General features: G+C 35.9%; 25 protein-coding genes and 1 other annotated feature. Of the genes, 9 read left to right on the top strand and 16 right to left on the bottom strand.

Features of this window, described 5'->3' with window-relative positions; genetic code table 11:
• Positions 1–49 precede the first annotated feature (49 nt).
• The 3 genes from MHI22_RS17835 to MHI22_RS17825 all read right to left on the bottom strand — a co-directional run bounded on the left by MHI22_RS17835 (position 50) and on the right by MHI22_RS17825 (position 3,245).
• Positions 50–862: an AraC family transcriptional regulator gene (locus MHI22_RS17835; RefSeq protein WP_036117951.1), complete on the bottom strand. Its 813-nt coding sequence runs from the start codon at positions 860–862 to the stop codon at positions 50–52.
• An 80-nt stretch (positions 863–942) separates the two neighbouring features.
• Entirely contained in the window at positions 943–1,992 is a 1,050-nt protein-coding gene (locus MHI22_RS17830) for an NAD(P)/FAD-dependent oxidoreductase (RefSeq protein WP_036117955.1), read from the bottom strand.
• A gap of 251 nt (positions 1,993–2,243) precedes the next feature.
• Positions 2,244–3,245 (bottom strand): iron-siderophore ABC transporter substrate-binding protein, encoded by a 1,002-nt coding sequence (locus MHI22_RS17825; RefSeq protein ID WP_340812447.1) that lies wholly within the window; start codon positions 3,243–3,245, stop codon positions 2,244–2,246.
• 243 nt (positions 3,246–3,488) lie between these two features.
• Here MHI22_RS17825 and MHI22_RS17820 point away from each other — a divergent pair, with 243 nt between their 5' ends.
• The 4 genes from MHI22_RS17820 (at position 3,489) to MHI22_RS17805 (ending at position 6,734) form a co-directional block, all read left to right on the top strand.
• Positions 3,489–4,076, top strand: coding sequence for a dienelactone hydrolase family protein (locus MHI22_RS17820; RefSeq protein WP_340812446.1), 588 nt, complete (start codon positions 3,489–3,491; stop codon positions 4,074–4,076).
• 2 nt (positions 4,077–4,078) lie between these two features.
• On the top strand, positions 4,079–5,035 hold the full coding sequence (locus MHI22_RS17815; protein WP_036117963.1) for a LytTR family transcriptional regulator DNA-binding domain-containing protein: 957 nt from the start codon (positions 4,079–4,081) through the stop codon (positions 5,033–5,035).
• Between the two features lie 146 nt (positions 5,036–5,181).
• Positions 5,182–6,030: an ABC transporter ATP-binding protein gene (locus MHI22_RS17810; protein WP_036117970.1), complete on the top strand. Its 849-nt coding sequence runs from the start codon at positions 5,182–5,184 to the stop codon at positions 6,028–6,030.
• An 8-nt stretch (positions 6,031–6,038) separates the two neighbouring features.
• A complete protein-coding gene (locus MHI22_RS17805; protein ID WP_340812445.1) occupies positions 6,039–6,734 on the top strand; it encodes an ABC transporter permease in 696 nt (231 codons plus the stop codon).
• A gap of 16 nt (positions 6,735–6,750) precedes the next feature.
• Here the strand turns inward: MHI22_RS17805 and ldmS are convergent, their stop codons facing one another.
• A complete protein-coding gene (gene ldmS, locus MHI22_RS17800; RefSeq protein ID WP_089933104.1) occupies positions 6,751–7,902 on the bottom strand; it encodes an L-aspartate--L-methionine ligase LdmS in 1,152 nt (383 codons plus the stop codon).
• 107 nt (positions 7,903–8,009) lie between these two features.
• Positions 8,010–8,600 carry a GNAT family N-acetyltransferase gene (locus tag MHI22_RS17795; protein ID WP_036117982.1) on the bottom strand — a complete coding sequence of 197 codons (591 nt, stop codon included), beginning with the start codon at positions 8,598–8,600 and terminating at the stop codon, positions 8,010–8,012.
• A gap of 96 nt (positions 8,601–8,696) precedes the next feature.
• Between MHI22_RS17795 and pdxR the strand changes: the two genes are divergently transcribed.
• Both pdxR and MHI22_RS17785 read left to right on the top strand, forming a co-directional pair.
• Positions 8,697–10,061: a MocR-like pyridoxine biosynthesis transcription factor PdxR gene (pdxR, locus tag MHI22_RS17790; protein ID WP_340809708.1), complete on the top strand. Its 1,365-nt coding sequence runs from the start codon at positions 8,697–8,699 to the stop codon at positions 10,059–10,061.
• Positions 10,062–10,205: 144 nt separating this feature from the next.
• Positions 10,206–11,012 carry an EcsC family protein gene (locus MHI22_RS17785; protein WP_036117986.1) on the top strand — a complete coding sequence of 269 codons (807 nt, stop codon included), beginning with the start codon at positions 10,206–10,208 and terminating at the stop codon, positions 11,010–11,012.
• A 49-nt stretch (positions 11,013–11,061) separates the two neighbouring features.
• On the opposite strand, the gene MHI22_RS17780 is transcribed toward MHI22_RS17785, so the two are convergent.
• Positions 11,062–12,030, bottom strand: a complete 969-nt coding sequence (locus MHI22_RS17780; RefSeq protein WP_101966969.1) for a quinone oxidoreductase family protein — start codon at positions 12,028–12,030, stop codon at positions 11,062–11,064.
• A 317-nt stretch (positions 12,031–12,347) separates the two neighbouring features.
• Positions 12,348–12,612, top strand: a binding site (T-box leader).
• Positions 12,613–12,678: 66 nt separating this feature from the next.
• On the opposite strand from MHI22_RS17780, the gene MHI22_RS17775 reads away from it, so the two are divergent.
• Positions 12,679–13,911, top strand: coding sequence for an MFS transporter (locus MHI22_RS17775; RefSeq protein WP_271912149.1), 1,233 nt, complete (start codon positions 12,679–12,681; stop codon positions 13,909–13,911).
• 39 nt (positions 13,912–13,950) lie between these two features.
• Here the strand turns inward: MHI22_RS17775 and MHI22_RS17770 are convergent, their stop codons facing one another.
• Positions 13,951–14,664, bottom strand: a complete 714-nt coding sequence (locus tag MHI22_RS17770) for an IclR family transcriptional regulator (protein ID WP_058843989.1) — start codon at positions 14,662–14,664, stop codon at positions 13,951–13,953.
• A 240-nt stretch (positions 14,665–14,904) separates the two neighbouring features.
• Between MHI22_RS17770 and MHI22_RS17765 the strand changes: the two genes are divergently transcribed.
• A complete protein-coding gene (locus tag MHI22_RS17765; protein ID WP_340812444.1) occupies positions 14,905–16,566 on the top strand; it encodes a M20/M25/M40 family metallo-hydrolase in 1,662 nt (553 codons plus the stop codon).
• An 89-nt stretch (positions 16,567–16,655) separates the two neighbouring features.
• Here MHI22_RS17765 and MHI22_RS17760 read toward each other — a convergent pair whose 3' ends face one another.
• From MHI22_RS17760 to MHI22_RS17745, 4 genes are all read right to left on the bottom strand, one after another.
• Positions 16,656–17,609 (bottom strand): methyl-accepting chemotaxis protein, encoded by a 954-nt coding sequence (locus MHI22_RS17760; protein ID WP_036118002.1) that lies wholly within the window; start codon positions 17,607–17,609, stop codon positions 16,656–16,658.
• A 133-nt stretch (positions 17,610–17,742) separates the two neighbouring features.
• Complete coding sequence (locus MHI22_RS17755) at positions 17,743–18,927, bottom strand: NAD(P)/FAD-dependent oxidoreductase (protein ID WP_101966972.1); 1,185 nt, start codon at positions 18,925–18,927, stop codon at positions 17,743–17,745.
• A gap of 45 nt (positions 18,928–18,972) precedes the next feature.
• Positions 18,973–19,401, bottom strand: a complete 429-nt coding sequence (locus MHI22_RS17750; RefSeq protein WP_036118008.1) for a DUF1641 domain-containing protein — start codon at positions 19,399–19,401, stop codon at positions 18,973–18,975.
• A 321-nt stretch (positions 19,402–19,722) separates the two neighbouring features.
• On the bottom strand, positions 19,723–20,391 hold the full coding sequence (locus tag MHI22_RS17745; protein ID WP_340812443.1) for a Crp/Fnr family transcriptional regulator: 669 nt from the start codon (positions 20,389–20,391) through the stop codon (positions 19,723–19,725).
• 101 nt (positions 20,392–20,492) lie between these two features.
• Between MHI22_RS17745 and MHI22_RS17740 the strand changes: the two genes are divergently transcribed.
• Positions 20,493–21,272, top strand: coding sequence for a class I SAM-dependent methyltransferase (locus tag MHI22_RS17740; RefSeq protein ID WP_340812442.1), 780 nt, complete (start codon positions 20,493–20,495; stop codon positions 21,270–21,272).
• 64 nt (positions 21,273–21,336) lie between these two features.
• Here the strand turns inward: MHI22_RS17740 and MHI22_RS17735 are convergent, their stop codons facing one another.
• From MHI22_RS17735 to MHI22_RS17715, 5 genes are read right to left on the bottom strand one after another with little or no spacing between them, the layout of a single operon-like run.
• Entirely contained in the window at positions 21,337–21,633 is a 297-nt protein-coding gene (locus MHI22_RS17735; RefSeq protein ID WP_036118016.1) for a cupin domain-containing protein, read from the bottom strand.
• Between the two features lie 2 nt (positions 21,634–21,635).
• Complete coding sequence (locus MHI22_RS17730; protein ID WP_340812441.1) at positions 21,636–22,406, bottom strand: ABC transporter permease; 771 nt, start codon at positions 22,404–22,406, stop codon at positions 21,636–21,638.
• Positions 22,381–23,433, bottom strand: coding sequence for an ABC transporter substrate-binding protein (locus tag MHI22_RS17725; RefSeq protein ID WP_340812440.1), 1,053 nt, complete (start codon positions 23,431–23,433; stop codon positions 22,381–22,383). Before MHI22_RS17725 ends, MHI22_RS17730 begins: the two co-directional genes overlap by 26 nt.
• 19 nt (positions 23,434–23,452) lie before the next feature.
• Positions 23,453–24,139: an ABC transporter ATP-binding protein gene (locus MHI22_RS17720; RefSeq protein WP_036118022.1), complete on the bottom strand. Its 687-nt coding sequence runs from the start codon at positions 24,137–24,139 to the stop codon at positions 23,453–23,455.
• 3 nt (positions 24,140–24,142) lie between these two features.
• Entirely contained in the window at positions 24,143–24,925 is a 783-nt protein-coding gene (locus MHI22_RS17715; protein WP_340812439.1) for a class I SAM-dependent methyltransferase, read from the bottom strand.
• Between the last annotated feature and the right edge of the window lie 84 nt (positions 24,926–25,009).

The following is a 25,009-nucleotide window of genomic DNA, read 5'->3' as shown; positions in this document are numbered from 1 at the left end:
TTTTTAGATGAAAAACACCTAATGAAAGTTATTTTTCACTAGGTGTTTGTTAGTTTATATGTTTACGAAATTGGCTAGGCGATAAACCTGTTATTTTTTTAAATACACGGCTAAAATAAAAGTAATCTGTGTAACCCACTTTTTCCGCAATATCTTTAACAGATAAATGAGAAGTTCTCAATAATACTTTAGATTTTTGAATACGCAAAACAGTAAGATAAACATTCGGGCTAACACCCATTTTTTTCTCAAATAGATAGGACAGTTTCCTTCTTTCCATTTTAAAATGATTCGCGATATCCATAACAGTCATATTCTTTGTATAGTTTTCTTGCATATACTCCGTAATTAACGTTATATTTTCTTTTTTATATTGATAATCCCTCATTTTAATGACTAAAATGATTTCTTCTAAAATATTAAAAAAAAGAGCTTTCGATTGAAGAAATGATAAATGACTACCCATGACATAATTTTGTATTAATTGCTGCAACAAATTCATTAATTTTAGCTGCTCTCCTACCTGTAAGGCAAAATGACGATTGTAGAGTGGAAACTTTGAATTTTCTCCGTCTGATAGTTGAAAATGAATGACAGCATACTCAAATTTAGTATCGCTTGTAATTGTTCGTTGGATAGATAAATTTGGACCCGCATGGATAATCTGCCCTTTTTCTAATCGGTAATTTTTTCCTTCAATTTTAACATCTGCTACTCCATTGATAGGAAATATTAAACCAGCTGCATTCGTCATCGTCTTGTAATTCGTAACGACCGTTTCGGAGGAAATCTTCTCCGTAATCACATCCAAAAATGTTAATGGAGCAGTTGTGTAAAATTCTATGATTTCTTGTATATCCATTTTGAATGCTCTCCTTCACTTCATAGTATTAAGAGAAAAAGAAAGGAACACCAACAATGCATCAGTGCTCCTAAAATCGATTATTTTAAACTTTCCTGTAGTAGCTTGCGATTACGTTGTTTGAAAATATCATTATGTGAGGAAACGATACCGCCCTCAGAAGCATCAGGTTGAATATATTTCTTCGCACTATTTACTGCATGGAGTGCATCGTGGAAGGCAGCTGCAATTAAATGGATTTTACCATCATGGTGAAGAATATCACCTGCTGCATAAAGGCCCGGAATGGACGATTCACTATTAATCGAACCAGCTATAAAATAATCATTTTTACGGTCAATGGCTAACGGACTATTATCTAATAGCTCCTTATCACGTACATATCCATGACTGATGACCACTTCGTCAATAGGAATCTCTGTTACAGTGCCTGTTTCATGATTAGTTAAAGAAATCGCTTTAATCATTCCTGCTTGATCGTCTGCAATCAGTTTCGTAATTTCAGAATTGAAATGGCATTCAATAGAACTATTTGTAAGCTCTGTAATTTGAGCCTCATGTGCAGACAATGTATCTTTTCGATATGTTAAATAGACTTTGGAAGCTACTTCCATTAACTCTAATGCCCAGTCTACAGCAGTGTTACCACCACCGGAAATAATAACTGCCTTATTCTTAAATTTTTCATAGGATTTAATTGTGTAATTTAAATTAGAAACTTCAAAGCGTTCAGCGCCTTCAATTTCAATTTTTTGAGGATTCAGGATACCTCCGCCAATAGCGACAATAACCGTTTTGGAATAATGAATGTTTCCTGACTCCGCAGTGATCATAAAAATGCCATCTTCATTTTTGGCAATGGACAGCACTTTTTCATCTGTATAAATAGAAGGGTTAAACGTTAAGGCTTGCTCAACTAATTGCTTAATTAGTTGTCCCCCTGAAATAGGCGTTACACCCCCAACATCCCAAATCATTTTCTCTGGGTAAACATGAATTTTACCGCCTAGCTGTGGTTGTGATTCAATTAGCTTCGTTTTCATTTCTCGTAAACCACAGTAAAAACTAGAATATAGACCTGCGGGTCCACCACCAATGATTGTTACATCATACAATTCTTGTTCTAACAATACTTAACACACCTTTCAATTTGTCATTACCTATCTCAACAATTGGACTAACATTGCATGACAGCCCTACTGTGTATTTCTAATTGTCTAAACTACTTTGAACTTCCTCCTTAATTCCATTATACGATAATGATAATCATTATCAAATAAAATTATTACAAAACATAATAATAATACATATCCTGTCACCATTTTTTAATATTCTTAAAGAAATAGTATGCACTAGGCATACTATTTCATTTTAATCATATTTATTTATCTTTTAACAAATCTACTACTATATCAATTCCATACATAGTTGCAATTGGTGCATCCTGTGCAAATAAAGAACGATCGACTATATAAATATTTTTATTTTTAACTGCATTGATGTTCTTCCATACCGCGCTTTCTTCATAGGATTTTAAAAATTCCTCTTCACTCATGGTAATTCCACTTTTATCAAGGAAAATAAATAGATGATCTGGGTTTAAGACTGACATCCCCTCCATACTTACTTCCTTTGTCATATCTTCTGGGTAATTTTGTGGAACTTTAATTCCTAAACCATGTTCAGGATTCGTTGGCGCAATATTTTTCCCATATATCCAAAACCCTTCTTTCGTATTTACGGATGTAAAGACTACAGTTTCTCCTTTGGCTGTAAAATTTTTCAAAGCTTCTCGGCCATCTGTGATTTTTTTGCTTACTTCTTCTAGCAGTGCCTTTCCTTGTTGCTCTTTCCCCAATACCTTTGAAATTTCCGTTACAGCTAACTCTTGATCCGTAGACATCGCTCTTTGATTTAAATACACAACAGGTGCTATTGCTGACAATTGGTCATATAGCTGATCATGAACACCTGAAGCAGCCAAAATTAAATCTGGTTTTAGTTCTAGTATTTTTTCAAGGCTTGGGCTTCTAACATCCCCAATATCAGTAAATGTTTGTTCTTCCACAAAAGATTGATAGGCTTCCCATAAATTAAACATAGTATCAGCATTTGCTATACCTATTGGCTTGGTATCTAATGCTAATAGAACATCTGGGTATAATACATGCATCAAAGAAATAACACGTTTCGGCTCTTTCTCAATTATTACTTCCTTCCCTAAAGCGTCTGTATATGTTAGAGGATAAATGGACGGTTCTTCCTTTATTTCCTCTTTTTCTTTTTGGGTTTGATTCGCTACCTTCTCTTCGGCATTATTACATGCTACTAGCAAGACTGATAGTAACAAAGTGAACAGCACCATTATCCACGGCTTCTTCATTGTATGTCCTCCTTTAATTTTCTAGCAAAATAATGAGAATCATTATCAAAAAGATGATAGCAAATTCAATTTTTTGAGTACATATAATACTCGATGAACAAATTTGTATTTTTTTATCCATAAACGTCAAAATGTCCAGCTTTGTACTTTTTGAAGGAGGTTATCACTGTTCATTTTAACGTTAAATATACGTTATACTTACTTTTTGATACACTATTGGAAAAAAGATAATAGAGGGCAATAATGAGGAGAAAAATTTTTATATTACATGAAATATATGGAGTTAATCATTTTATAAAAGAACAAGTCCAAACATATAGTGATGAAAACACTTCCGTTTCCTGTATTTCACTCTATTCAGATGGTTTATCCTTTTCATATGAGCAAGAAAAGCAAGCATATGAATTTTACATGCAGACAGTTGGCTTCGATGCCCCTCTAGAGCTACTTTCTCAAAAAATACTGGAGGCATCTCAGAATTATAATGAAGTGGTATTAATTGGTTATAGCGTAGGTGCAACTTTAGCTTGGCGATTAGCCACACTCCCCCTACACCGCGTCATTTGTGTGTATGGTTCACGTATCCGTCAATACTTCGATATCCTACCAGCATGTCCAACTTTGGTCGTTTTACCTAGCTATGAAAGTAGTTTTGATGTGCAAATATTAAAGAATGCACTTGGTCGCATACCGAATGTTCAGACCAAACAATATCAGGGTTTACATGGTTTTATGGACGCCTCTAACTCTAATTATTGCCAAAGGAGCTACTTGCAGGCACACAATGACATCCGAAGCTTTTTACAAGCTAGAAAATTTCAGGAGGAATAAACATGGAACAAAATATTGATATTCAGGTTGAACCCTATATTGAAGCAGGCAATGTTATTTATCCGAGCTTTCAGCTTTCTTTACAACCTGGCACTATTATCGGCATCTATACAGATATTTCAAAAATACATACATTAATGCGATGGTTTATGAACCGACATGATACATATACTCATTTTCGTGAAAGTGCGTTATATGAGCGACTTACTGCTCGTGAATATATCCAGTTTTTATTGAGACTTTTTAACCGTCCAACGAACGAAACGGAGAATCTATTAAAGCTCTTTAGCCTTACTGAACAAAAAAACACTAGAATTAGTCGGCTTTCTCATAGTGAAAAACAGCGATTAAAGTTATTGAATACGTATCTCCATCAAGCACCTATTCAAATTTTAGAAGAGCCCTTTCAAAATATAGATGAATTTTCAAAACAAAATATCCAACAATTATTAAATAGTCAAATAAAACAGCAAAAAACCATCATTTTATTATCGACCAATCTAGAAGATTTAATGATTATGAGTACAGCTATACATAGATTAGACGGAGCTGGTTTGCATGCGTTAGATGTAAAGGAGGATGAAATAGAACAATCACCTCAGCAAATTGAATCTGCACCAATTCGCATTGATAAAATCCCAACAAAGAAAAATGATAAGATTATTTTATTTAATCCACCCGAGATTGATTATATTGAAAGTGTTGAAGGTGATGTTTCTATCTATGTGGCTGGAGAAGCATATCCATGTACTTTATCGCTCAATGAGCTAGAGCAAAAATTGACACCATTCGGCTTTTTTAGAAGCCATCGTTCTTATATTGTGAATCTGCAAAAGGTTCGTGAAATCATTACATGGACACGTAACAGCTATAGTCTAGCACTCAATAGCACTGAAAAGGCTGTTGTCCCACTGTCGAAAAATAAATTAGCAGATTTAAAGGAAATACTCGGAATATAGTAGATTTCCCAGGAAATAAACGACTCCTGTCACCTTTAATATTGTTTCACTGAGGATCATTTTTCCGCCTTTCACCCGATTTATACTGTGTACCTTATGTTTGTTGCTTATAGTGTAGACATCAACAACAAACAGGAGGTTTACACATGAACACAGTGATTGATGTGCAGCACTTGAAAAAAACATTTAATAAAGAAACAGCATTGCAAGATGTTTCTTTTACAATTCAGAAAGGGGAAATATTTGGCTTTCTTGGTCCAAGTGGTTCTGGTAAAACAACTACTATTAAAATATTAACCGCACAAACAGATAAGTCGGCTGGTAATGTCCTATTATTTGGGCAACCAGCATCTGAAATGAAGCAAAGTCAAAATCGTAAACGTTTTGGTATTTTAACAGATAATAGTGGTTTGTATACAAGACTATCTATTGAAGAAAATTTATTATTTTATAGTAACTTATATCAGCTATCCCACTCTGCCGTAAAAGAGGCTTTAGATTTTGTAAACTTATATGCGGAACGTAAAAAGAAGATCAGTCAGCTTTCAAAAGGAATGATTCAACGTGTTACCCTTGCTCGTGCTATTATGCATAAGCCTGAATTATTATTTTTAGATGAGCCTACTTCTGCTTTAGACCCTGTCAATACACAGCATATTTATAATGGCTTACGAAAATTAAATGATATGGGGACAACTATTTTTTTAACCACTCATGATATGAGCGAAGCAGAGATACTTTGTGACCGTGTAGCCTTCCTTCATAAGGGAAAAATTCGAGCAATAGGTGCACCAAAGGATTTAAAACAGGAATTTGGCTCTGATTCTATTACAGTTGAACTCAAAAATGGCATGCAAGAGATTATACAAAACGGTGCACAAGATGCAGAGAAGCTTTATCAATGGATGCATTCCAACGAAGTTACAAGAATTAATACAAATGAGCCGACATTGGGTGATATTTTTATGCAAATAACAGGGAGTGATTTAGTATGAATTTTTCAATGACACGTATTCAAGCTATATTGGTGAAGGATTATAAGGAATTTTCACGTAACTATGCTGTATCGACGATGGTGCTTCTGCCGCTAATAATGGCTTATTTATATAATCAATCTGGTTCCAATAGTATTAGTATATATTTTCTACCAATCAACATGGCCTTTGCTGTAGTAACAACATATGTCCAATGTTGCTTAATTGCAGAGGAAAAAGAAAAAAACACTCTTCGCAGTCTCATGCTATCCCCAGCATCACTTGGTGATATTTTAATTGGTAAAAGCTTGTTTGTTTTAATAATTACAATTCTAGCTGAAGCTGTGACTATTTTTCTAGTTGGCTATGAGCCTGCTAATCTTTTCATCATAGTAATAGCATTATTACTTTCAGCTTTGTTTTATATTGCATTAGGTACAATATGTGGTTTATTTGCTAAATCCATTATGGAGGCATCCATCATTGTGTTGCCTGTAATGTTAATATTCTCTTTCGGTCCTTTTGCTCTAGCTTTATCTTCTGTCAACCCAATCTTAAAAATAGCAGAATGGTTGCCTAGCTCACAATTATTACTTTTAGCAGAGGCATTAGAAGGTACGTATTCCATGCCAGATGTGGTCATTCCTCTGTTGGCAATCATTGTATGGACACTTGTTTCTTGGTTTTTCGCAGCAGTTATCTATAAAAAAAGAATGGTCGATTAATGACCATTCTTTTTAACTATAATAATTCCTTCTCTAGCTTTTCAATCTCATCTAGCGTTTCAGCGTACCATATGCCGACAAATCTAGAGGCAACGGGCTCATCAAAGTAATCCCCATCATAGAAAGATAACGGAAATAATGCTTCCTGTTCTATACATTGCTTAATTGTTTGAAAGAAGTGATCATTCTGTTGCGGATCTTGTGCAGCATAGGAAGCAAATTTATTAATGGGCTTTCCTAAAGCATCATGAAACATCAGCATAGAGGTAGAACCATTCTGACGGAAATTTAAGTCAATGGCTTGAACATCACCAGCCTCTGTCACAATTAAATCAAAGCCTGCCACACCAACAAAACCTTCCTCCACACCACGCTTCATTATATGTTTTCCTGCCTCAATTACTTTTTCAGGTACTTTATCTACTATGATATTTCCTTCATAAATGCCGTTGTCATCTGTTATTTGCTGTGAAGCTCCTAAGTATTGAATCCCTAGCTCCTCACAGTAAATAAATTGACAGCTATAATTGTGCTTTGTTTGTAAAAGTTCTTCAATAATGATACTGTCAGTGCCAGTCATTCGAAATTGGCGTATACCTTCTGTCAGCTCTTCTTTATTATGGCAAATGATGACACCATATCCTCCCGATGTTGGGGAATCATCTCCAGGCTTTAGTACAACAGGTGGCTGCCAATTTTTTATGGCATCAGAGAGTCTATAGGTTTCTACATTTAAACGACTTGGAATGAATTTACTATCAATTAAATGATCGATATATGCTTTTGTATTCAGCTCATTAAACTTTTCGGCATCCATCCAATAGCATTGACGATCCATATGCTCTAAGTCATGTATATACTGACAAACAATTGTCTTCCCTTCCTCACACCAAGATTGGATCTGTGCCAGATATTCTTCCTGTGTGTCATAGCTATACGGCTGTTCCATCCAAGGTAACCCTGCTAATTGATGAAGCTCCTGGGCTTTTTCTGTTTGTGTGGCTCGGTGTACTAATACGGGGATATCAGCAATAGCTACTTCTCTAGAGGTTAAAGCATCCAGCTTATGAGGTTCGTCCATCATCCACGGATTATCACTATACGGCGTTCTTGGCGTATATACAGCATTATCACCATAAATTTGTCTTAAAGTATATTTTGGTTTCAAGTAGATTACCCTCTTTCAAGTTTTAAGTACTCTACCCTTCCCATTACTTTTTGACACTTTTTATAAGAAAAAGTGGTTTTCTAGATTAAAAAAAATCCATTTTATTCCTAATTATAACCAAATTGCACTAATAGCTCTTCTAAATGTTTTTTCACCTTTGACCATTCTTCAATCGTGATACTATACATCACAGTATGCCGCGTTGTTCCATCCTTGCGAATCATATGATTACGCAATATTCCTTCCTTTGTGGCACCTATACGCTCAATGGCCTTTTGAGAACGAATATTTTCATGATCCGTTTTTATTTGAACTCGCTTTAAATGAAGCTGTTCAAAACAATATTGCAGTAATAAATATTTACAATTCGTATTTATAGCTGTACGCCAGTATGCAGGAGTCAGCCATGTATTGCCTATTTCTAGTCGCTGATGCTTATCATCAATATCCATAAACCTAGTTGAACCTATAATATCTCCTGATTTTTTATCCACAATTACAAACGGGAATTCTGTTTTTCCGCTTCTTGTTATTAATGCGTTTTCCACAAAGTTATTCACATCCTCCTTTTTCTTGATCGTTGTGGACATATGTGACCAAATTTCTGGATAACGCCCAGCCTCTATTATTCCCGGTAAATCGTTTAACTCTAAAGGCTTTAGTTTAACCACATTATTTTCTAATGCAATAAATTCCATTACAGCTCACTCCTTTTTTACTTATTTAACGATAAAATTGATATGATAGATATAACCAATTACTAAAAAACCGACCATACCAAAGGAGGCATTTTTGTGGAGCTTTCCATTTCATTTACAGGGGATTCAGCGAAATATATACAAATCTACGAAGAAATAAAACACGCTATTATAACGAAAAAAATACACGCACATACGCAACTGCCTTCTAAACGAGCTCTTGCTCAAACATTGGATGTGAGCGTGCACACCATCAAGGAAGCATACGAACAATTACTTGCGGAAGGCTATATTTATAGCAAAGAAAGATCTGGTTATTATATCGCTCCCTTTGAATTTGATTGGCTACAGCAAGAACAGCCACCTGTTTTTACTCCTAGTATCAGTAACGCAAATGACATTCAATTCGACTTTACGAATGGACATGTGGATAACGAAGCTTTTCCTTATGCTGTTTGGCACAAGCTAATTAAAAAGCATTTTAATAGCAACAACTTATCAACAAGCCCCTGGGAAGGAGAGGCAACTTTACGCACAGAGATTGCTCGCTATGTAGAACGTTCGCGTGGGGTTGTTTGTGCTGCATCACAAGTGTTTGTCTATAGTGGTACACAAAGCCAGCTTCAAGCTCTCTGTCATTTTCTTGGTGGCACGACTCGCGTTGGCTTAGAGGAACCAGGGTTTAAACGAGTACGTGCCGTTTTACAGCAATGTGGATTATCTACAGAAGCGATTCCTGTGGATAATTCAGGGGTTACACTTCCTCCAACAACAATTCACATGTTATACACAACACCAGCTCATCAATTTCCTTTAGGCATGATTATGACGATGGAAAGAAGAGCGGCATTGTTACAATGGGCTAACTCGAACGAGGCTCTTATTATAGAAGATGATTATGATTCTGAATATCGTTATAAAGGGCTACCAATCCCTTCTTTAGCAAAAATGGATCAGCTTCAACGAGTCATCTATTTCGGAACATTCTCGAAAACATTGCTTCCATCATTACGTATTAGTTATATGATTCTACCAAAATCCCTAGTCATACCGTTTATGACTTTTCATCAAGATCAAAAATCAGTTGTCTCCAAAGTAGACCAGCTTGTTTTAGCAGATTTTCTTGCACAAGGGCAATTCGATAAGCATTTGGCAAAAATGCGGACGATTTATCGTAAAAAACAGCAGGCATTACTGGCTGCCATCTCTACACATTTTTCAAATGAATTTCAAGTGATCGGTGAAAAATCTGGGCTCCATCTTGTCATAAAGCTACCTCCATATCTTGCCGAAAATAGAGCAATCCAGCTAGCTCAAGAGGTAGGAATTCAAGTCTATCCATGCTCTACCTCCTATCAAAATGGTACGATTGACGCGAAAGTCATTATTGGCTATGGTGGACTGACACTTCAGCAAATTAATGACGGCATTGCACTCCTTGCTTCTGTTTGGCAATCATGATGAATTCATTAGTTTGTCTAAATCTTCATTGAATAGAGCGAAACCTTATAAAAATTTTTTCGTATATCAATTACGACACGCTGAAAATAAACATTGGCTGAATCAAGTTCAAATGATATGGACAAATAAGGGGATTAGATAATAATGGAGAAACGCGAGCAATTAGAACAGTATTTGCAAGAGATTCAATTGTGGGAGAAGGATCAAAAGGATTTATGGTTTTGGGAGAAATTAGGGAGAATACCTTTTAAGATATTAGATAAAATGACGCCTGCCTTTATTCAAAATAAAATTGCTTTATTAGTTGATGAATTAGGCAATTATATTCAATCGGGCGGGAAATATTTAATTAATGAACAAGCCATACTTCAAAAAATCCGCAACCATTCTTCTACACAGCATATTTTGACGATTGCTGATATTGGACAAATTCCTTTAGAGGACATGATTGCTCTCAGTGATAAATTACAAAATGAACGTGTAAAATTTGCTACGGTACAAGGGGCCTCTACTGGCTTCGGAGGCATTTTTACTTTAGCTATTGATATTCCAGTTATTTTAGGAACTGCTTTAAAAACATTACAGGAAATAGCGATGATTCATGGCTATGATCCGAATGATAAGATGGAGCGTGTTTTCATAGTGAAATGTCTACAATTTACTTCTGCTGATATTGTCGGTAAAGAAGCCATTTTGCAGGAACTTTCAACTATGAATAGCTCGAAAAAGGCTTCTGATAATATGATTTCACAGCTCCAAGGATGGCAGGAAGTATTTTACACCTATCGAGATCAGCTTGGCTGGAAAAAGCTGTTTCAAATGATTCCTATTGCTGGAATGGTCTTTGGAGCCTATGCCAATAAAGGAATGATTCAGGATGTCGCTGAAACGGGCATGATGCTTTACCGAAAAAGACGTATATATGAAAAACTAAATGAATTAGAACATTAATAGAAATGGAAAGATGGCACTATTATTGACGTGTCATCTTTTTGTATTTTTATATTTTAATAAGAATTTTCCCTTGATGCTGGCGGCTTTCCATCAATTCATGTGCCTTTTTCATTTCTTCTAAGGCAAAAATTTTAGCAATGGGGACCTGAAAGCTATCTTCTTTTATTAAAGAAAAAATAGCCTGCGCAACCTGCTGCAACATTTCTGGCTTTGAAGCTCTAGTCGTGCCTAAGCTGAAGCCTTTTATAGTACGGCAGCTGCTATGTAAATCTGATGTTTTAATATTACCAGCTCTACCTCCACTATTGCCGAATTGTACAAGAGTGCCATAAGGCGCTAAACAATTCAAACTTTCCTCTGTTATAGCACCTGCTATCGAATCAAACACAATATCAACACCACGTCCCTCCGTTAGTTCATGCACTTGTGTACTGAATTGATCATATGTGAGAACATGATTTGCACCAAGCTGATACACGATTGGAGCTTTCTCTAAATTACTCACAGTCCCAATAATCTGCTTTGCCCCTAGCTTTTTTGCCATTTGGATGAGCATTGTCCCTACTCCACCGGAAGCAGCATGTATCAAGACGACATCATGCTGACCAATAGCTGCTATTTGATGTGTTAGCATATACGCCAAAAATGAAACCGTCGGTACAGCTGCTACCTTGTCAATTGGTACATCACTAGGAATTTTAAAAACCAGCTGTTCCTTAGCTACAACAAATTCTGCATAAGCTCCATTTTTAGGGAATGCGATGACTTGGTCGCCCTTTTGAAAGTTACTGTTATCATCGAAGACCTCTTCTACAACACCTGCAACATCTAAGCCAAGAATCATTGGGAAATTGGCTTTAGCTTTATTGCCTGTGCGGTTTTTAATATCTGCATAGTTCACACTCGTATAAGTTGTGCGTATTAGGACTTCGCCTTTAGTCAAAGTAGGCTCTGAACAGTCTATATAGTTTAAAACTTCTGCCTCACCAAACTCATGGATCACAATAGCTTTCATTCATTTCTCCCTCCTTGTTAAGAAAAATTATATACTAAATTTAGAATGGATGGATAATCTTCCTGACAATGGACTGGAGCAATAATGCTAGTCTAAAACAACAAGTGGTTTTGCCAATTAGGACGATTAACAAAGGCTCACTATTCACAGAAAAAAATAGTACAACTAACGACATTGGATCTTACCATTTTGAAGAATCTCGATCACTTACTTAAAGTTGCGTCAACTGTTGCTTGACCATACAAATTATCAGTAAAGGAATTGACGAAATTTTCAGATCACACTTTACCAAAATTATGTACATATGATACACTAGCAAAAATACATTGAAGAGAAGAGTAAATAAGGCTGTTCTTCCCAGAGAGCTCGGGTCGCTGAAAACGAGCAAGAACGAATGATTGAAACAAGTCTCGGAGTAGCGCATTGGACTTCTATTTGAATGATGGTGCGACGGGAACTCCCGTTATAGAGTTACAGTATAAACATAAGTAATTATGTCGTACTGAAAAGGCTATTATGGTGACATAGTAGTGAACTAGGGTGGCACCACGTGAGTATAAATTCCACAATCTCGTCCCTAAGACTAATCGTCTTGGGGGTGGGATTTTTTATTTTGCAGATCTTGACTTTGCTTAAGGAGGAATTGATATGAAGAAATCTTTAGAGAACTGGCGTTATCCTGCCATCCTATTATGTAGTATTGGTGTTTCCAGTATTGGCGAATGGATTTATTTTATCGCCTTAAATCTTATTGTATTAAATCTTACAAAATCAGCTCTTGCTGTCTCTGGCTTGTATATTGTAAGAGCAATCTCATCTTTGCTCACTAATTTTTGGGCAGGAAGCCTTATCGATCGCTATAATAAGAAACATTTAATGATTACTTTAAATCTTGTGCAATCTATACTAATTGTTATACTTCCCCTCTTCTATAGCTTAGCGTGGATGTATACGCTAGTTTTTATCATTACAGTAGCTAGCTCTATGTATCATCCAACCTCGATGACCTACATCACTAAATTAATTCCTATAGCACAAAGGAAACGTTTTAACTCATTACGTAGCTTGCTGGACTCAGGGGCTTTTCTAACTGGACCAGCAATTGCCGGCTTTCTATTTACACTAGGAACACCCAATATGGCTATATACTTAAATGCCTTTGCTTTATTTTTATCAGCCTGTATAACGTTCAACATGCCGAGTGTTGAAACCTTTAAACGACTAAAGTTTGATAATGCTATAGAAAAAAAATCCCTTTGCCAAGTACTATTTCATGATTGGCAAATGGTCATACGCTTTAGCTTAAAAAATATATATGTAATGAGCGTCTATTTATTGTTTAGTGCTACCATCGTCTTGATGACAGCGACTGATTCTTTAGAGGCTGCCTTTGCAACTCAAATACTTGCTTTATCAGAGGGACAATATGGAATTTTAGTTAGTATTGCTGGAATAGGTGTATTAATTGGCTCATTCATCAATTCAGCGGTTGTTGAAAAAGTGTCCACTGCCTGGTTGATTGGTATGGGATCTCTTCTAACAGCATTAGGCTATTTGGTGTTTACTTCATCCTTCACTTTTCTTATTGCTGCTCTAGGCTGCTTTCTATTATCATTTGCGACTGCCTTTGCAAATACAGGATTCTATACCTTTTATCAAAATAATATCCCATCTGAGAGCATGGGGCGAATAGGCAGTATTTATGGATTCTTGGACGCATTTTTCATCATTCTCTTAACAGCCATTTTTGGCATTACTGCTGAACTAATCACAATACGATTTGTCGTCGTGAGTGCCTCCCTTGTTATGATCATCGTCGCTATTATTTTATTGTTTTTAAATATACAATCCTCTAAGTCCCATTACTATGAATATGACTAAAGAACATAAAAATAGGTCTTTTCCTTAAATAGGAAAGACCTATTTTATATGCCCGAGTTCTTGTGAGAGAAGGTAGGCTGTTTTGGTTACTTCTTTCACAATACCCTCTAATTTTTCATCATCTGTATCATATTCAAAGCATTCTGCACTGATAGCTGCAATTGGTTTCTCATCCAAATCAAAAACAGGCGCTGCAACAGAAACGGTTCCCTTTGTTTTTTCACCGTAGCTAATAGAGTAGCCCATCTCTTTAATTTGTTGAAGTTGCTCCATCACTTCATAATTCTCTGAAAAAGTAGCTTGGATTTCTTTGCTTGAAAAGGCTAGTAGCACTTTATTGGCAGCCCCGATTGGATATGGAATTTTTTCACCAATCATATCTATGATTCGGACGTTTTTTGGGCTGTCTACTCTATCAATAATGATTGAGCTAAATTGTTTGGGAATATTTAAATATGTAGTTTCACGAACATTATTTGCAAGCTCTTCTAATAATGGATGTGCTTTTTCTCGAATATTTGTATGATGGTACATTTTCATTCCTAGTTGTAACCAAGTATACCCTAAACGAAATTCCTTTTTTTCCTCATTTCTTTCTACTAAATCGAAAGTTTCTAATGTATACAATAGACGATAAATCGTACTGCTCGGTAAATCTGTTTCATTGTAGATATCTTGCACAGAATAGAATTTCTTCGGTTGTTTAGCTAGTACATTAATAATCAACATTGCTCTTTCAATAGATTGAATCATCACTACTCCTCCTTTTATTCATTTTAACGAATTTTTACTCATTTAAATAGACTTCCTAGCGAATAAATTAATAATAAATAACAGAATTTTATAAAAATTAAAATTGACTATTACACGTTTTTCTTATATGATATTTTCATATTCCACTATACGGATTAATTTTCATATAATGAAAACAATTGAACTGAAATGGTTGCTAATTTGAATGATATGTAGTCGAACAAAAAAGGAGCAATATACATGTGTCAACAACTAAGTCAATTACCACTTGCAACACATATCGAAGAGCTTACAAAAGAATTAGTCCATATTAATAGCATTAATGGTACACATGGTGAAGGGAAAATCATTGAGTTCATCTATGAAAAAATGCAAGCATTCCCTTATTACCAAGAAAACCCTACATTTCTTTGGACGACAAATGTGAAGCATGATCCGATCGGACGCAAAAATCTCTTTGCATTCGTAAAAGGTCCTAATGAAACAAAGAAAACAATTATTTATCATGCCCATTTGGATACGGTCGATATAGAGGATTATGGTCATCTAAAGGAGTTTGCTTTTTCCCCTTACAAGCTTGAGGAGTTCTTTGGAAAATATGAAGGAAACGCTGAAGTACAAAAGGATGCTCAAAGTGGCGATTGGATGTTTGGACGTGGGGCTGTAGATATGAAAAGTGGTGCCGCTGTCCATGTGGCGAATATTCAGTATTTCACACAGCATCTTGAAGAATTAGATGGAAACCTACTTCTAATTTTAAATGGTGGTGAAGAGTCAGAGCATAATGGGATTATTGATGCATTAGATGAACTTAGTCATTTAAAAATAGCACATGGGTTGGATTTTCTAATGGCAATCAATACCGATTTTACAACACCATTATACGGGGATGATCCACATCGTTATATTTATACAGGCGTTGCTGGTAAGCTTCTTCCCGCATTCTATATCTACGGACGTGAGGTACATGTGGGTGATACATTAAGTGGTATCGACCCGAATTATATAGCAGCTAAAATTACTGAACGCATTCATAATAACTTAGCATTGACTGAGCAAATTACAGGTGAAACGATACTCCCACCTACTTGCTTATATCAGCGTGACACAAAGGAATCCTACACAGTTCAAACAGCATCTACAAGCCAAATTTATTTTAACTATTTTTTATATGAAGAATCTCCAGCTCATGTCGTCAGTAAACTAAAAGCTGTTACACAGCAGGCATGTACTGAAGCAGAGCAATACCTACAACTTCAATATGAAAAATATAGTGAATGGTCCAATGTCCCAAAACGCTCTTTGTCCTGGCATATTGAGGTGATGACGTATGATGAACTGATTTCATACTTGAATGAAAAAGGTGTTCAAACTGAGGCTATTCTTGCAGAGGTAATGAAAAAGAATGAAGGAAAGGAATTACGCCAACAGTCATTTGCTCTTGTGGATGCCCTACAAAAGGCTGATCCAGAACATCAACCTCGTGTTGTCCTATTTTTTGCACCACCATTCTTACCACATAATTGTTTAAAGGAAAATGTGGAAAGAGATCAAGTATTGAAACAAACTATTGAGCATATTGTCAAAGAGGTTGCTATGGAAACAGGTGAGCTATTCCAAGTTAAACGCTTCTTCCCTTATTTAGCTGATGGTAGTTTCTTATCTATTCATGCGACAGAGGAAGAACTACAAGAATTGCTTCATAATTTTCCAGAATGGAATACCCTTTATCCCCTACCCTTTGACAAAATAAAAGCACTAAATATCCCTTCCGTTACAATGGGTGTATATGGGAAGGATGGACACAAATGGACTGAGAGAGTTTACAAACCTTACTCCTTTGGCGTTTTACCAAAACTCATACAGAAAACAACTAAAGCAATATTCCAATCAAACCATTAATCTAATCAAACCATTAATCTAATCAAACCATTAATCTAATCAAAACACCATTCGATTCATTAGGAATCGAATGGTGTTTTTTTATGTACCTACATTTTATTCGGGAAGCATTTCACTTTATCTACAGCTTCTAGTAATTTTTTGGTTACTATTTCCGATTCATCAATATGTTCTGTTAAAACTTTATTCGTTTCATCAAATAGCGCTGTTGTTGTTTGGAATTTACTCATAACATCCTCAGTCGATATTTTTTGACTATCAATATATTGTAGCAATTCCTTCACTTCACCCTGCACATTCATAATGATTTGGAGTAAAGCATTGATTTGCTCAGAAGTATCTGTACTTTTTTGTAGGCCCTCTGTTACTAGCTGCATATTATTTTTATTATCTTCATAGGCTTCAGAGATTTGTTCCTCTATTTTTTTCGTAAGGTTTACAATATCTTCTGTGCTTGACTTTGTATTTTCAGCTAATTTACGTACTTCTTCTGCAACAACTGAAAACCCTTTGCCATGTTCGCCAGCTCGTGCTGCTTCAATTGAGGCATTCAAAGCAAGTAAATTAGTTTGGTTGGAAATCTCACTAATCACTTTGACAATATCCGTTATTTGCTTTGATCGTTCACTTAAATGATTCATGCTATTTGTTGTTTTTCTTGATTGTTCACCTAGCTCATCAATAACATGCTGCACTTCCTTAACCGCTTGTTTGCTATCAATCGATAAAGAAACCATTTTATCTGATGAGACAATTAAAGAACTACCTTTTTCAAGTGCATGTCCAGATATGGTATTTGATTGTATTGTACTATCTTCTACTCTATTAAATTCTTTTAATATTTCAGTAACCATCTCTCCTAAAATGATATGCTGGTTATTGACTATATCATGTTGTCCAATCGTTGAAATTAGTTCTTTATGTAGTTCATTGAGGAAAATCTGAAATTCATGATCCTTCTTATCTAGCTTTGCATTCAGTTCATCAATTTTAGCCTTAAATTGCTCTATATCTTCTTTTTTTGATTGAAACATTGTTAACATAGCCTATCACCCCAGAAAGTAGATTATTGAATATGTATTTAGTTTACTGGATTTAAAGTGATTAATATACATTTTTAGAAAAAAACACTCACTCCTATCAGCGTAATCCCGATAAAAGTGAGTGTTTTATTTATTAATAAGCTAAACCGAATAAAGCTTTAATATGTGTTAAATAACGAATATTTGAAGCTTCTTTCATTAATGTTGCAGGAAGACCTTTAAGCTCTGTGTTGCTTGCGCCAATTGTAGCGACAGCATCTTTACGACCTAAGCTTGCAAGTGTACCTGAGTTTACTGCTGAGAATGATTTCATCTCTTGGTTTCTGTATTGTGCAAATACATTATAACCAGCGCATTCACCCATTTGCCATGCAACTTGTGCAGTTGGAGCGTATAATGGACGACCTCCATCAGCAGGTAGAGCTACTGATGCATCACCAATAACAAATACATCTTCGTGAGAAGTAGATTGTAAGAATTCATTAATTGTTGCTTTACCACGATCAGCTGCTAAACCTGATTCACCTACGATTGGTAGTGGAGCTACCCCACCTGTCCATACAAGTGTGTTTGCAACGATTGGTTCACGATCTTTTAATGAAATAACATTGCCGTCAACACCCGTTACAGGCGTACCTGTAATAAATTCTACGCCGCGTTTTGTTAAGCTTTCTGTAGCGCGTTGGATCAGTGTATCTGGAAGTACTGGTAAGATTTTTGGACCAGCTTCAACAAGTTTAATTTTAAGGTCAGCAAAGTTAACACCGTGTTTTGCAGCGATTTTCGGGAAGTTGTCCACAATTTCACCAACAAGCTCAACGCCTGTTAAACCGCCACCGCCAATAACGATTGTTGCATCTGCTTCATCTTTAGATTGTGCGTATGCTTTAATGCGGTCTTCGATATGCTTGTTAATTTTGTTAGCATCATTTACTGATTTAAGGACCATAGAGTTTTCTTCTAATCCTGGAATACCGAAGAATCCAGTTTGGCTACCTAAAGATACTACAAGCGTATCGTAAGTTAATGTATAGCCATTATCTAAATCAACTTTTTTATTATCTACATTGAATTTTGATACTTTTGCAATGTGTAAGTCGATATCTAAACCTTTAAAGATTTTTTTAAGTGGTAATGCAACAGCACCTTCTGCAATTGTACCACCTGCTAAACGGTGAAGCTCAGTGATAATTTGGTGTGTTGGGAATTGGTTTACTACAGTAATTTTAGCTTCATCAGCTGATAGATATTTACGTGCTGTTAATGCAGTTAAAACGCCAGCGTAACCTGCACCTAAGATGACGATTTCTTTTGACATGATTAATTAATCCTCCGTCCTTACGAATTGAATTTACCTTGAGTCTTATTTAGCTTTGCGTTCTGAGCTTACTTGTAAGAAAGCATTAACAAAACGGAAAACATTTTGAACTTGAGGGTCTTTTAACATTTTCACAAGACCGAATAAACCAATTACTTCTTGGCTTTCAGATGCACGGTCTTTCGCTTCAATTGCAGTTGCTGCAAGGTTTTTCGCAGAGCCTACTACAGGACCAGCCATTTCTGTTACTGCTCCAACAGTATCATTTTTAAGCACTTCGTCTGTTGCAACAGCTTGAGCAAACTCGTATGATTTCGTTAATAATGTCATCATTTCAGTTAACTTTGGTAATTGCTCAACTAAAGTTGTAAGTGATTCTTGAACTTCAGGCTTTAATAATTGATCTAGTACATCTAATTGCTCTTTACTCACAGTTACTTGTTCAGCCTGTGTTTGGTTATTCGTTTCTGACATTTTGAACTCTCCTTTGCCATCACTAGTACTATTTTTTATTGCTTACATGTAAAAAAGACCATTAAGGTAAAACTTAACAGTCGTTACAGCGTATATCTTACACAATCACCAGTCACAAGGGCTGGATAGCGATTCGTATGACTTGTTATTACAATGTTTACTTTAAATCGCAAAAAGCGCATCATAATACCATCCTTATCTTGTCTTGGTGACATTACAACCTTCATTATAAGACTGTTTGTACATTATTTCAATGAGCTATATCACAATTTCGACAATATTTTCAAAACTCATTGATTTTATCAACTATTAACTGTCTTACTATAATAAATTTTCCAAAGCATCATAATTTTTTATGATAATTCTTTTTCCTGTCATCTCTATATAACCTTCCTTTTGAAATGCAGATAAACGACGGCTTAATGTCTCTCTTGTAGTATTCAATAAAGAGGCTAAATCTTTTTTTGTAAGTGTCAATAAAAATGTATCGCTTCCTGCTGTAGCAGCAGATTTTAAAATAAAGGCAGCCAGTCTTTCACTTACCTCTTTAGAAACAGCTTCACTCAATTGATTTTCTGTCTCCTCTAATCGTGAGGAAAGCTGGGCAAGCATATGAAACAGCGTAACAGGCGTACCTGCTAAGATCTTCATCAGTTCCTCACCATCAAGTGAGCAAATTTCAGTTTTTTCTAGTGCCTCTACTGTCGATTTTTGCGGCTCATCATTAAACAATGTAACATCCCCAAAAAATTCTCCTGCTTCCAAAACTCTCATAACGTACTCCCGACCGTCTGTAGAAATATGAGATACTTTTGCACGGCCATACCTTACGATAAATAATTTTTTCTTCCGGTCACCTGCGAGTAAAATAATTTCTCCCTTATCAAAATGATGATGTGTAATAATGTGTGAGATTTCTTCCATTTCATGTGCTTTTAGATGTTGAAATATTGGTACCTTTGAAAAACAGTATTGTTTTTGACAGTTCATTTATCTACCTCCAAATTTGACATATATCACAGTAATTAATGTTATATTACCTTTATAATAATGAGAATAATAATCATTTTCAATAAAAGGAGGATACATAAATGACTAAACAAACCTTAAACTACGAAAAAATGCCTGGTCATTGGCTCTTAGCGAGCTTAGGAAAAACGGTACTTCGCCCTGGTGGCATTCAAATGACATGTCAAATGCTTCAACATTTAGCCATTAAAGAACAGGACTATGTAGTAGAATTTGCACCTGGACTTGGCACTACTGCAAAAATGACATTAGCAAAAAATCCAACCTACATAGCCGTTGAACGTGATGAGGAAGCTGCAAAAAAGGTAAGAGAATATTTAAATGGGGATAATCAACGCTGTATCATTGGTAGTGCAGAGCACACTGGTTTACCAGATGCATGGGCTACTGTTGTCTACGGTGAAGCCATGTTGACCATGCAATCAACTAAACAGAAAAATGCCATTATTAGAGAGGCAAAAAGACTATTAAAGCCTGGTGGTATCTATGCCATACATGAGATGTGCTTAACACCATCTACTATTACTAGCACTCAACGTGAAGAGATTCGTAAAGATTTAGTCCAAGCTATAAAGGTCAATGCTCTACCATTAACAGTAGAGGAATGGGAAGATGCTTTAAAGCAACATGGTTTTACTATAGAACATGTAGAAACGGCACCTATGCATCTCCTTTACCCGAAACGCTTAATTGAAGATGAAGGCTTATTCGGCGTTCTAAAAATCATCAAAAATGTAGTAATAAATTCGAAAGCTCGTAAGCGCGTACTTTTTATGCGTAAAACGTTTATGAAGCATAATCAAAACCTACAAGGCATCTCTATCATTGCGCGTCTGCCTTAATAACATCACTTAAAGTTCAGCTAAAAATGAAGCATAGAAAAAGCTCCATTCGCTAGGAGCTTTTTTATTTCAATTTAATCACAATCAAGCGAACATCTGTAATAGCTTCTAAGCTGTGCTTCTCAGATGGGTTTAAGGCTAAGATGGTATCCTGTGTTAAAATTTCTTCCACCCCTTCAATAATAAAGCGAACTTCCCCAAATTGAACAATAATTAAAACTTCATTGTCTGTATGATGCTCAGGAATTTTTTCACCTGCTCGCAATTGAATGTTTAAAACATCTGCACCCTCAATACTGCCCAATTTACCAATATGCTTTTTCTTCTCTTTTAGCATTGCTTGAACTTGTATAATTGTCATTGTCATTCCTCCCTATTCCATGTCATCATTTTTGCTTTTAATGGGTTTAAAATAAAACTATCGATTGCTAAAATTATTAGTACACTTATCAACGTCCAAGCGAATACTTTATCCGTATTAATATTGATGCGTGCCATTGTTAAAGCCGCTCCAATACCACTATTCGTTCCTAATAGTTCAGCCATAATGGTCATTCTTACTGCACCTCCTGCCGCTAGCGAACAGGCTGTAAAAAATGGCACCATCAGACTTGGTAATATGATGAAACGTAACTTTTGCCATGTTGATTTTTGATAGACGGTCGCCATTTGTAAGAGTTGAATATCTATTTGTCGATAACCATTAGCAATATTAATATAAAATGTTGGAAACACTAAAATACTTACGACAAATATTGGTATGATTGAATTAGTACCAAACCATACCATTGCAACTACGACTAAAATAATAGGTGGAATACCTAATAAAAATGCAATAACTGGGCGGAACATTTCATAAATAACTGCAAATCTACCCGCCAATAAACCCGATAAAATTGCCAAAAACATACCGATTGATAAACCTACTACCATACGAACCATTGTTAAATAAAGTTGATGAAGCAACTCACCACTTACTATAAGTTGCCATAGTGCTGTTAGTGTTTCATATGGAGAGGGTATTAAAATGCTCGGGAAATTTAAAGATAATAGTGTCCAAGTGAGCACGATACCACTGCAAGTGCTCATTTGAATAATCAAGCTTTTTTTACGGTTCATAATAGAAATCATCATCCGGTAATTGCCCACCAATAATATCTGGCGATAGTGAAGCTAGTTGTTCAAAGAAAAACTCAAGCTCTTCCTTGGCTTCTTGCGCCGTGACAAATTCGATATTTAAATAAGGTAATAATCCTGCAATAAAGGTTGGATCAAGCCCTTCTTGATACGATGCCAATAGCTCACCAGCAGCTTCAGGATTATCTTTTAAAAATTGAATAGATTCCTCTATTTTTGCTTGTAGCAATGCTACAGTTTCTGGGTGCTCTTGAATTAATGCCTTATCCACAACAAGGCCAGCTTGAGGAATACGCGGTGTCTTTCCTGTTGCTGCTGCCCATTCCTCTTGTAGACTCATTGATTTTTGTAGGGCAATTCCCTCTTTTTTCGCCTTCGCAATAACAAGGGAAGCAGTATGCTCTGGTAATACAGCATATTGTGCTTTGCCAGCCGCTAATAATTGGACAACCTCCTGAGGAGTTGCTGTATATTCCACCGTTAAATCTTTCTCTATATCTAGCCCGTTTTTCTGTAATAAATACTGAAATACTAATGCTGGCATATCTCCCTTAAATGGTACATGGACCGTTTTACCTTTTAAATCCTCCCATGATATTGCTTCACCCTCTGGTCCAATAAAATATAAAATACCCCAAATTAATGTATTTACCAATTGAATGTCTACACCTTTATTGTAAAGGTTGGCACCTACATATGTTGGCACAGCAGACACTTGCACCTGACCTCCACTGATACGTGCACGTAATTCGTCAGGAGTATTCCAAGTTAGAAACTCAACATCCTCTGCACCTTCTAGTAACGATTTATCATCAATCATTTTATAGAGTGGTGCAGCAATCGAAATACCTGCCGGTGCCTGAATAGTCATTTTTTCAACCTTTGATACACTTGGTTGTTCAGCAGTAGCTTGTACACTTTTCTCTGGTTCTTGATCTTGCTTTGCTTTTTCTGTATTGCCACAAGCCGTTAAGACAACTGTAAGACATACTATTAAAAGACTTACTATAGGCCATTTTTTCATAGCATACTTTCTCCCTTATTTAAAGTTGTAATAATTGATATTCAATATTTTTTATATAATCAAAGTTACGATGTTTTCTTGGTGTATCTAAAACTATTTCCTTGTAGATTCCTTCATTTGCATACGCAATATTAATAATGCGGTCTGCTACCGTTGCAGCTTCTTCATAGTCATGAGTTACATAAAACATACCTACTTGCTCATTTTCTATTAAATCAATAAGGTCCTGCACAAGTTCTTTTTTTATCCAATAATCTAATGCTGAAAAAGGTTCATCCATCATAATAAGCTTAGGCTTGCATGCAAATGCTCTAACAATTGAAACTCGCTGCTTCATGCCACCAGATAATTGCTTAGGAAACGCATCCATTTCATTGTCAAGCTTAACGCGAGCTAATAGATTCATAATTTGAGATCTATCTACTACACCATTACAGCTAAATGTGACATTTTCATATAATGTACACCATGGTAATAACCTTGGTTCTTGAAATACATAACCCAATTTATCTGTGATGCATGTAATATGACCAGATGTTGGCTGTAGTACATTCGTTGCAAGATGTAAAAAGGTAGTCTTTCCACATCCTGAAGGTCCAACAATAGCCACCACTTCGCCTTCTTGCAAACTTAAATGACAATCTTTAATAATTTGCTTCGTTCCAAAAAATTTAGATACGTGTTCAAATTGAATTGCTGTTTTCATTGGCTATCCTTGCTTTTTTGCAATGATGGTAATGTGACCAAAATGATGGCGAGCATGATCAAAATGCTCAATTATTTCAAAGAAATATTGCTCATCATCCGAATTTTTCCGTGCATTTTCAATGATACGTATTAAACCATCTAAGCCCTCATCTCGTATAAGCCCTACTAAAGATACTAAGTGGAGTTCTCCAGTATGCACATCTACAGGTTTGAATCCTGTATTTTCAACTAAAGTTTGCCAATGATGCTTTGATAGTGGCTGTGCCTTCACAACAATGACATTACGCAGTGCCTCAATTTCATCAGTAACACTTTCTTCACTTAATGCTTTAACAACTAAATCATGTGTTGCTAAAATACCGCCTGGCTTCAAAACCCTCCTATATTCAGCTAAAGCCTGTTCTTTTAATTCCTGTGGTAGCATTGTGAGCATCGCTTCATTTATAACCACATCGAAGGTTGCATCATCAAATGGTAATTGTGTAGCATTTCCTTGTTGAATTTGAACGAGATGCTGTACATTTTCACGAATAATAATCTCATTTGCTTTTTGAACTGCCTCTTTATTAATATCAATTCCACTTACTTTAGCATTGTATGCTTTGGCAATATGTATTGCTGTCGCTCCTGTATTCGTAGCCACCTCCAGGACATGGCTATCTTCATGTAGCTGACAAGCCTCTAATATTCGGTTCGTAGCCTCCTTTCCACCTGGACGTAAAATTGTCTTTCCTAACTTCGCTAAAAAGAGATGTGTAGGTAAACGCTGTTCTGTCGAATTCATTTTTTCTCCTCCTCTGTCATCTATAGCTACACTATAAATGAGAACCATTATCAATGTATGTGACCCATATCACAATTAAAGGAG

It is taken from the genome of Lysinibacillus sp. FSL L8-0312 (assembly GCF_038003285.1).
Classification (GTDB): Bacteria; Bacillota; Bacilli; order Bacillales_A; family Planococcaceae; genus Lysinibacillus; species Lysinibacillus fusiformis_D.
This window is presented reverse-complemented; position numbering and strand designations above follow the sequence as displayed.

Coding starts and splice junctions, on each gene's coding strand:
- MHI22_RS17835 (WP_036117951.1), bottom strand. CDS start 862: ATGGATATACAAGAAATCATAGAATTTTACACAACTGCTCCATTAACA.
- MHI22_RS17765 (WP_340812444.1), top strand. CDS start 14,905: ATGTGTCAACAACTAAGTCAATTACCACTTGCAACACATATCGAAGAG.
- MHI22_RS17720 (WP_036118022.1), bottom strand. CDS start 24,139: ATGAAAACAGCAATTCAATTTGAACACGTATCTAAATTTTTTGGAACG.
- MHI22_RS17780 (WP_101966969.1), bottom strand. CDS start 12,030: ATGAAAGCTATTGTGATCCATGAGTTTGGTGAGGCAGAAGTTTTAAAC.
- MHI22_RS17770 (WP_058843989.1), bottom strand. CDS start 14,664: ATGATTCAATCTATTGAAAGAGCAATGTTGATTATTAATGTACTAGCT.
- MHI22_RS17715 (WP_340812439.1), bottom strand. CDS start 24,925: ATGAATTCGACAGAACAGCGTTTACCTACACATCTCTTTTTAGCGAAG.
- MHI22_RS17735 (WP_036118016.1), bottom strand. CDS start 21,633: ATGACAATTATACAAGTTCAAGCAATGCTAAAAGAGAAGAAAAAGCAT.
- MHI22_RS17795 (WP_036117982.1), bottom strand. CDS start 8,600: ATGGAATTTATTGCATTAGAAAATAATGTGGTTAAACTAAAGCCTTTA.
- MHI22_RS17760 (WP_036118002.1), bottom strand. CDS start 17,609: ATGTTAACAATGTTTCAATCAAAAAAAGAAGATATAGAGCAATTTAAG.
- MHI22_RS17750 (WP_036118008.1), bottom strand. CDS start 19,401: ATGTCAGAAACGAATAACCAAACACAGGCTGAACAAGTAACTGTGAGT.
- MHI22_RS17755 (WP_101966972.1), bottom strand. CDS start 18,927: ATGTCAAAAGAAATCGTCATCTTAGGTGCAGGTTACGCTGGCGTTTTA.
- MHI22_RS17825 (WP_340812447.1), bottom strand. CDS start 3,245: ATGAAGAAGCCGTGGATAATGGTGCTGTTCACTTTGTTACTATCAGTC.
- MHI22_RS17805 (WP_340812445.1), top strand. CDS start 6,039: ATGACACGTATTCAAGCTATATTGGTGAAGGATTATAAGGAATTTTCA.
- MHI22_RS17775 (WP_271912149.1), top strand. CDS start 12,679: ATGAAGAAATCTTTAGAGAACTGGCGTTATCCTGCCATCCTATTATGT.
- MHI22_RS17730 (WP_340812441.1), bottom strand. CDS start 22,406: ATGATGATTTCTATTATGAACCGTAAAAAAAGCTTGATTATTCAAATG.
- MHI22_RS17820 (WP_340812446.1), top strand. CDS start 3,489: ATGAGGAGAAAAATTTTTATATTACATGAAATATATGGAGTTAATCAT.
- MHI22_RS17740 (WP_340812442.1), top strand. CDS start 20,493: ATGACTAAACAAACCTTAAACTACGAAAAAATGCCTGGTCATTGGCTC.
- MHI22_RS17785 (WP_036117986.1), top strand. CDS start 10,206: ATGGAGAAACGCGAGCAATTAGAACAGTATTTGCAAGAGATTCAATTG.
- MHI22_RS17810 (WP_036117970.1), top strand. CDS start 5,182: ATGAACACAGTGATTGATGTGCAGCACTTGAAAAAAACATTTAATAAA.
- MHI22_RS17745 (WP_340812443.1), bottom strand. CDS start 20,391: ATGAACTGTCAAAAACAATACTGTTTTTCAAAGGTACCAATATTTCAA.
- MHI22_RS17815 (WP_036117963.1), top strand. CDS start 4,079: ATGGAACAAAATATTGATATTCAGGTTGAACCCTATATTGAAGCAGGC.
- MHI22_RS17725 (WP_340812440.1), bottom strand. CDS start 23,433: ATGAAAAAATGGCCTATAGTAAGTCTTTTAATAGTATGTCTTACAGTT.